The organism is Actinomadura sp. KC06, assembly GCF_004348735.1.
Taxonomy (GTDB): Bacteria; Actinomycetota; Actinomycetes; order Streptosporangiales; family Streptosporangiaceae; genus Spirillospora.
This window is the reverse complement of the sequence record NZ_SMKT01000265.1, coordinates 1-7,133: the sequence shown is the minus strand read 5'-3', so window position 1 is coordinate 7,133 and position 7,133 is coordinate 1. Positions and strand designations below refer to the sequence as shown.

Sequence of the window (7,133 nt, the reverse complement as noted above, 5' to 3'; positions counted from 1 at the left end):
CCAGAAACGCTGGGTCCAGCGCTGGAAGCCCGCCCTGAACGCCTTCCAGATCGCCTTCGAAGGCCGCCTCACCCCAACCACCCACTGACCACCCAAACCCCAAATCAGCCGTTAACTTGACACTCCCCTGGGCCCTTCTTGCCGGGAAGGAGGGGTCAGTGGGTCCGCTTGCCAGGGTTGAAGCCGCGATGCAGATCATCGATGACGCGTGGTACCGAATCTCGACCAGTGAGGTTGTTCCTGACGCCCCAGACAGGACCATGCGCAGCTTCGGTACATTCGACTTTTTCGAGGGGGATGTGTTCGTCGATACAGGCACCACCACTCGCGACGTCGAGATCGCCGTAGAGGAATGGGATGCCGAACCCCCGCTGCTCATCTCCGACGGCGGTGGCTTCGCGGAGGTCGTGGAGATTTCCGTCCCTTTCGAGGTGGCGCGGCTCCGGGTGCTGGAGGCCAGTGGGTCTCAAGCATTGGCCTTGGAGTTCGAAGGCGGGGAGGGCTGCTATCGGCTGCGCCTCTATGCCCGTTATCTCGACCCCCGCCGCCAACGGCATCTGCTGCGGCTATGGCCGGCGCCGGCGGCGCGAGAGTGGATCTACCAGCTCGATGACGATGCCCAGCCGGTCGAGCGGCCCGACCGGTCCGGCACCGAGACCTTCGCGGTGACGATGACCGCCGGTCAGGCGACCGTCGTCCGCCGGGAGGTCGACCAGATGGCGATCATGGAAACCCAGACCGGCGACATCGATGACATCGTGGAGGACTGCCTGCAGATCAGTGCCGCCATCGAATCCCGCGCCGCACCGGCGGGCGAGGCGGCGGTGGCGTTGACGGTCCGGCAGTGGAAGGTCGCCCTCGCGGTGCTGGACCAGCGCGCTCTGGATGTCGGTGATCCCGACTGGGCTCGGGAGATTCGGCGGGTCCATGATGTGATCGACGCGCAGATCGGGGAGCGCCTGCCACCGGGCAGGGTGCTCGGGCTGTGACCGAGCCGGGCGGCTGAACCCCACGTCGAATGGGCTGGCAGGCGGTGTGCGCCAAGGTTACGAGCGGGTGGCGGGGGTCGCCTGGGTGTCTTTGAGGGCTGCGAGGAGACGTTGGCGGACGCCGTCCAGGTCGGCGATCTTCTCCTCCACCTCGGAGAGCCGCCGGGTGATGACGTCGGCGCTCGCCGGGCAGAGGATGGCGCCGGCGACGTCCAGGTCGAGGCAGGGAAGAAAGGATCGGACGTCGTCCGTCGTGAGGCCGAGCGACAGCAGGAGCCTGATGTTCCCGACGCGTCCGACCGCGGACTCGTCGTAGTGCCGGTAGCCGTTCGCCGCCCGCCGGGGATGGAGCAGGCCGCGCCGCTCGTAGTACCGCACGGCCTTGACGGTGGTGCCCGCCCTGTCGGCCAGTTCTCCGATCAGCATCGTCGCGCCTCCGCCTCTCAGCCGCTCGCGGCCAGCCCACCGTCCACACGGACGACCGTACCGTTGAGGTATCCGGCCTCGGGACGGGCGACGTTCACGATCCACCAGGCGATCTCCTCCGGCCGGGCGATCCGTTTCAGCGGAATGCGCTCGCGGAACTCCTTCCCCCGCTCCGCGACCTGTTCCTCACTGAATCCCGCATGCGCCAGCACGGGCGTCTCGGTCACGCCCGGCGCGACGGACACCACCCTGATGCCACGTGGCGCCAATTCGACGGCCCAGGTGTGAGTGAGGAAATCGAGCGCCACCTTCGTCGCCCCGTAAACGGAGTTGTGCGGCCAGCCGCGGTTGGGCGTGTTGGACGTGACATTGACAATGGCGCCGCCCTCCTTGAGATGCGGCAGAACCCGCTGCGTTAAGAAGATTGGACCGACCAGATTGGTGGCCAGCTGCTCATCGGCGGTCGTCCGGTCGATTTCCTCCAGCAATGCCGGACGTATGATCGCCGCGTTGTTGACCAGAACGTCGACGCGGCCGAACGCGTCGAGCGCGGCGGCGACGATGGCGTCGGGGGCGTCCGGGGCGGTGAGGTCGGCCGCGAACGTCCGGATGCCCGGGTGTCCGTCGGCGGTCTCCCGAAGGCGCTCGGCCGTTCGTCCGACCACCAGGACCTCGGCCCCGGCCGCCGCGAACTGCCGGGCCGTCGTGCGCCCGATCCCCGTCCCGCCACCGGTGATCAGGACGACCCGCCCGTGGAGTGTGCTCGTAGCTTCCATGGTCGGGACGCTAAACGTTGCCCCCTGGGTCAAGGTCAACCCGACCGCGCAGCCTGCCGACACCCGGCCACAGCCTTCTTCTTGGCTATCCGCCCCTGACCTTTACGGACGGCTTCCACCGTGACCGTTGAAAGGGCTAGTGAGCGGGCTTGTGCCACGTCAGTGAGTATCGGCGGAGGAGGTGGCGGCGGTAGCGCGTGCCGGGGAGGAGTCGCCGTGCTGCGTCCCGCACCTGGCCGTAGCTCATCTGCGGGTCCGCGACAGGCATCCCGTCGGGCCCGTGGGCGCGGCGCAGTACCTTCGTGATCCGGACGGCGGGCGCGGCGGCGATCGTCGCGGCCCACTCGGCGGGGGACGCTTCGCGGGCCAGGCCGACCACCACGAGCGTGCCGCCGGGACGCAGGAGCCCGCGCATGCGGGTCAGCGCCGCTTCGAAGTCCATGTGGTGGATCGCCGACACCGAGCAGATGAAGTCGAATCCTGGCGTGGGCAGATCGGCGGTGAGGAAGTCGCCCTCCATGATTGTGAGGCCCGGCCTCCCGGCGGCGTGTTCCCGAGCGCGGGCGATCATCTCCGGTGAGCTGTCGATGCCGGTCACACGATTGGCTCGGCTGAGCAGTTTCCGCGCAAGCAGACCGTCGCCGCAGCCGACGTCGAGCGCGTCACCGCATCCCATGGGCACAGCACGAAGAATTCCCGGATGCCGAGCGACATTGGTGTTCCAGTAGGACTCCGAACCCACCTCAAGCATCCGATCATCCTAGGAGCCACGCCTGGACGCGGGTCAGCCTGCTGGAGTCCCGGCGATCTGGGTGACGAGGAAATCGAGCCGTTCCTCCTGGGCGTCCGGCGGAATGCGGCCGCTGTCGGACAGGACGGCCATGCCGTGCAATGCGCTCCAGGTGACTTCGGCGAACAATTCGCGTCGCTGGTTGTCCGGTCGGAAGCAGCTCACGAACTCGCCGAAAGCGGTCCGTAGCGGGGGCGGTGTCTCGGCGCTGGCGAACTTCAAGTCGGTGGGCAGGACGAACATGGCCTGGTACAGGGCAGGCCGCTCGGTCGCGAATTCCAGATAGGCGTGGCAGACGGCCCGCAGGGCCTGCTCCGGCTCGGGGGCGGCCTGCCGCGCGCGGCGCAGGTGGGCGGCTAGTTCGCTGAAACCGTCCAGGGCGACGGCGCTCACGATGGCGTCCTTGCCGTTGAAGTGGCTGTACAGCACCGGCTGGCTGTACTCGACGCGTTCGGCCAGCCGTCGTGTGGTCACCGCCTCCCAGCCTTCGGCCTCCGCGAGCTCGCGCGCGGCCGTGATGATCAGCTGATGGCGATGGGCGCGTTCACGTTCGCGGCGCTCGCTGATGGCGGACATGACGACATCCTAGCAACGCTAGACATTCTGTCGAGGGTAGAGCTATCGTCGCTACTGTTGCTAGCGCCGCTAGAATCCGTCGCGCTGCTACCGAAAGGGAAACACCCCATGCTCGTCAACGTCGCCAACGTGCTCGCCGGGTTGATCGGCGCAGGCATCATCGTTATCGGCGCGCGCGCCTTCTGGGCACCGCAGGCCGCGACCGGCTTCGGCATCCCCGACACGCCGACCCAGGACCGCGCCTTCCAGGCATGGCTGAGGGTCAAGGCCGTGCGGGACATGGCGGCGGGGCTGTTCATCTTCATCTTGCTGGCCGGAGCGTCACCCCACCTGCTGGGTTGGTCCATGCTGGCCGCCGCCACCATGCCGGCGGGCGACGCGCTGATCGTGCTGCACAGCAACGGCCCCAAGGCGATCGCTTACGGCGTCCACGCGTCCACCGCCCTGGTGATGGTGGTGATCGCCGTGATCTTGCTTGTCGCTTAGCCGGGTCACCACCGGGCGATGAGCGGCGTGTCCTGTTCGCGCTGCCGCCAGGCCTTACCGAGGCGGACGAGGCGGGCCGGGGCGGCGATGCCGCGGACGGTCGCGATCCTGCCGCCCGTGATGTCGAACGTCACGGCGCCGACGACCTGGTCGCCGAGCACGAAGAGGATGGCGGGGGTGCCGTTGACGAGCGCGTAATGGACGGCGAGCGTGCCCCCGGCGAATCGCCGTTTCGCGGACGTGGGCGTGAAGCCGGCCCGTGCGATGGCGGCGATCCGTTCCGGAGTCTCGTACCGCAGCAGCGTCTCGGTCAGGCCGGCGCCGTCGGAGATCGCGGTCGCGTCGTCGGTGAGCAGCGCCACCAGCGGTCCGGTGCGGCCAGAGGCGGCGGCGGTGAGGAATTCCTCGACCACCCTGCGGGCCGAGGCCGGGTCGACTTCGCCGCCGCGGGGACGCGACGCGGTGATGCGGCGCCTGGCCCGGTGCAGGTGCTGCTGGCTCGCGGCCTCGGTGATCTCGACGATGTCGGCGATCTCGGCGTGGGTGTAAGAGAACGCTTCGCGCAGGAGGTAGACGGCCCGTTCGAGAGGTGACAGGCGCTCCATGAGAGTCAGGACGGCCAGGGAGACCGATTCGCGCTGCTCGTAGGTGTCGGCCGGGCCGAGCATCGGGTCGCCGTCCAGGAGCGGTTCGGGCAGCCAGGCGCCGGCGGTGCGTTCGCGGCGGGCCTGCGCCGAGCGGAGCCGGTCGAGGCACAGGTTGGTGACGACCTTGGTCAGCCATGCCTCCGGGGCCTTGATCCGCCGCCGGTCGGCGGCCTGCCAGCGCAGGAACGCGTCCTGCACGGCGTCTTCGGCGTCGGCGGCGGAGCCCAGCAGCCGATAGGCCAGCGAGGCCAGCCGGTTCCGGCTGGCCTCGAACCGACCGGTGTCGAAGCGATCGGTGGCGGTGCTGTCCACGCGGACCACCCTAGGCGGCTACGCGACCGTCATCTGGGCGGACGCATCCGGCGCGGCGGCCAGGCGACGCTTGCGTCTGGGCAGCCCGAAGCTCGGGTGCGAGGTGGCCCATAGCGCCCCGTTCTGAATGCCCGTCTTGATCCGCACGGCCTTGCGGCCGCCGATGTACCTCGGCTTCGCCTGGGCTGCGCCGTCGATCAGTTGCAGGATCCCGTCCCGCCGTCCGAGGCTGATGGCGTTGTAGCGGTAGGCCAGCTTGACGGTCGCGATCTCGCGGCCGGTCAGGCGTCCCACGATCGCCTCGATGGTCTGCCGGCCGGTGTGGCCGGCCGAACCGCAGTTCATCGGAAGCCGGCAGCCGTTGTCGCCCAGGGTGTGGACACTGTCGCCGACGGCGTAGACGTCCGGGTGCGAGACCGACCGCATGGTGCGGTCCACGACGATCTGACCGTTCTCGGTGACCTCCAGCCCGCCCGCGGCGGCGATGGGGCTGACCGCGAACCCGGCCGTCCACACCGTCGCGTCGGAGGCCAGGACGGTGCCGTCGGCGCACCGCACCCGCGCCGCCTCGACGGCTTCGACGCTGGTGTGCTCCACAACGGTGATGCCGAGCCGGTCGCAGGCCCGGCGCAGGTGGCCGCGGGCACCGGCGGACAGCCGGGCTCCCAGCTCGCCGCGGGCGAGAAGCGCCACCGACAGTCCGGGCCGGGCTTCGGCGATCTCGGTGGCGGTCTCGATACCGGTCAACCCGTCGCCGACGACCAGCACCTTGCCGCCCTCGCCCCGGCCGTCCAGGCTGTCCAGGTGCTCGCGCAGGCGCAGCGCCGAGGGCCGCCCGGCGACGTCGAAGGCGTGCTCGGCCACGCCGGGAACGCCCTGGTCAGCGCCGTGGCTGCCGAGCGCGTACACCAACGTGTCGTAGCCGAGCTCGCCGCCGCCGTCCGCATCGGCCACGGCGACGACCCGGCGCTCCGGATCGACGGCGGTGACACGGGCCAGGCGCAGCCCAACCCCCGTGCCCGCGAAGACGTCGGCGAGCAGCGGGGCCTCGATCTCCCGACCGGCCGCCAACTGGTTCAGCCGCATCCGCTGGACGAAGTCCGGCACGGCGTTGACCACGGTGATCTCGGTGTCCGCCGGAGACAACCGGCGGGCCAGGTTCCCGGCCACGTAGGCCCCGGCATACCCGGCGCCGAGAACCACGATGCGGTGCTTCATGTGATGCTCCTGTCGATTCGTCCTGCCCTTCGTGAGTTGAGCGGGACAGCGCTCCAATCCCTGACAAGAGCCGCCTATGGCGTGGGTCACAGTGCTGAGGGCTCAATCGCGTCCGTCCTTCGTCAGCAGACCGGCCCGGTCAGGAGGTCTCCCACGCCTGGCCGGCGCCGCCGTCGCAGCGGTAGTTCACGACGGCGCCTCCGCCGCCGAGACACATGTCGTTGAGCCCGCTGACCAGCCTGCCTCCACTGAACTGCCGCTGCTGCGGGCTTCCGAAGTGGCAGGCGTAGCTATTGATGGCGGCGCCGTTGCCGCTGTTGGCGTCGGCGATTTCGAGGCACAGGTCGGCGGCCCGTCGGCGTGATCGAGACATCGGCGAGCGCCCGCTGGGATCCGTGACGAGGCGAGGCGAGGGGTCTGCCGAGGCGGCGGTGATCCGCCCTGTCAGCCTCAACGGTCGCCGGACGGCAGGCGCGAAGGTATCGGCGTGCGTTGCGTGGCTGATACTGGTCGGGTGAGCACCGGAGACGGCTGTCCCGTGCCGTGGCGATCGGGCCGCGTACATGCTCGCTGCGGTGGACCCGGTCACCGGCGCTGGATGTTTCCTGGCGAGAGAGCACGGCTACAGTCCGGCGGCCGCCCGCCGACTCACCCTGGGCGACCGGCTGGACGGCGATCATCCTTCTCCTATCGAGCGGCTGGTCGAGGGCCCGTCGACGCGGGAACAGCCTGGGGCGGGCTGGTCCTGCTTCGTCCCCGGGGAGCCCAGCAGGCTCGACCGGCCGCCGGGTGTGCTCGTCGTCGGAGCCGATGAGACGTTCGTGGCGGCCACACCAGCGGCACACGAGTGGATCCGCGAGCTGGGAACCCTGCCCGCCCAGCCCATTTTCGGGGGGGGGGAGGGGCGCTGGCC

At 69.7% G+C, this 7,133-nt stretch carries 10 protein-coding genes; 3 read left to right on the top strand and 7 right to left on the bottom strand.

Features of this window, described 5'->3' with window-relative positions:
* Window positions 1-158 precede the first annotated feature (158 nt).
* Window positions 159-989: a hypothetical protein gene (locus tag E1287_RS40830; RefSeq protein ID WP_131971115.1), complete on the top strand. Its 831-nt coding sequence runs from the start codon at window positions 159-161 to the stop codon at window positions 987-989.
* Window positions 990-1,046: 57 nt separating this feature from the next.
* Here E1287_RS40830 and E1287_RS40825 read toward each other — a convergent pair whose 3' ends face one another.
* The 4 genes from E1287_RS40825 to E1287_RS40810 form a co-directional block, all read right to left on the bottom strand.
* Window positions 1,047-1,415 carry a MerR family transcriptional regulator gene (locus tag E1287_RS40825; RefSeq protein ID WP_131971113.1) on the bottom strand — a complete coding sequence of 123 codons (369 nt, stop codon included), beginning with the start codon at window positions 1,413-1,415 and terminating at the stop codon, window positions 1,047-1,049.
* Window positions 1,416-1,432: 17 nt separating this feature from the next.
* Entirely contained in the window at window positions 1,433-2,254 is an 822-nt protein-coding gene (locus tag E1287_RS40820) for an SDR family oxidoreductase (protein ID WP_243719787.1), read from the bottom strand.
* A gap of 73 nt (window positions 2,255-2,327) precedes the next feature.
* Entirely contained in the window at window positions 2,328-2,942 is a 615-nt protein-coding gene (locus tag E1287_RS40815) for a class I SAM-dependent methyltransferase (protein WP_131971111.1), read from the bottom strand.
* 33 nt (window positions 2,943-2,975) lie between these two features.
* Complete coding sequence (locus E1287_RS40810; RefSeq protein ID WP_131971109.1) at window positions 2,976-3,557, bottom strand: TetR/AcrR family transcriptional regulator; 582 nt, start codon at window positions 3,555-3,557, stop codon at window positions 2,976-2,978.
* Window positions 3,558-3,665: 108 nt separating this feature from the next.
* Here E1287_RS40810 and E1287_RS40805 point away from each other — a divergent pair, with 108 nt between their 5' ends.
* Window positions 3,666-4,043, top strand: a complete 378-nt coding sequence (locus E1287_RS40805) for a DUF4267 domain-containing protein (RefSeq protein WP_131971107.1) — start codon at window positions 3,666-3,668, stop codon at window positions 4,041-4,043.
* Window positions 4,044-4,048: 5 nt separating this feature from the next.
* On the opposite strand, the gene E1287_RS40800 is transcribed toward E1287_RS40805, so the two are convergent.
* The 3 genes from E1287_RS40800 to E1287_RS40790 form a co-directional block, all read right to left on the bottom strand.
* A complete protein-coding gene (locus E1287_RS40800; RefSeq protein WP_243719786.1) occupies window positions 4,049-5,002 on the bottom strand; it encodes a sigma-70 family RNA polymerase sigma factor in 954 nt (317 codons plus the stop codon).
* Between the two features lie 18 nt (window positions 5,003-5,020).
* Window positions 5,021-6,220 carry an FAD-dependent oxidoreductase gene (locus tag E1287_RS40795; RefSeq protein ID WP_131971103.1) on the bottom strand — a complete coding sequence of 400 codons (1,200 nt, stop codon included), beginning with the start codon at window positions 6,218-6,220 and terminating at the stop codon, window positions 5,021-5,023.
* Window positions 6,221-6,359: 139 nt separating this feature from the next.
* Entirely contained in the window at window positions 6,360-6,593 is a 234-nt protein-coding gene (locus E1287_RS40790; RefSeq protein ID WP_131971101.1) for a ricin-type beta-trefoil lectin domain protein, read from the bottom strand.
* Between the two features lie 202 nt (window positions 6,594-6,795).
* On the opposite strand from E1287_RS40790, the gene E1287_RS45225 reads away from it, so the two are divergent.
* Window positions 6,796-7,133, top strand: a 338-nt coding sequence (locus tag E1287_RS45225) for a hypothetical protein (protein WP_207934768.1), incomplete at its 3' end; no start/stop codon positions are given.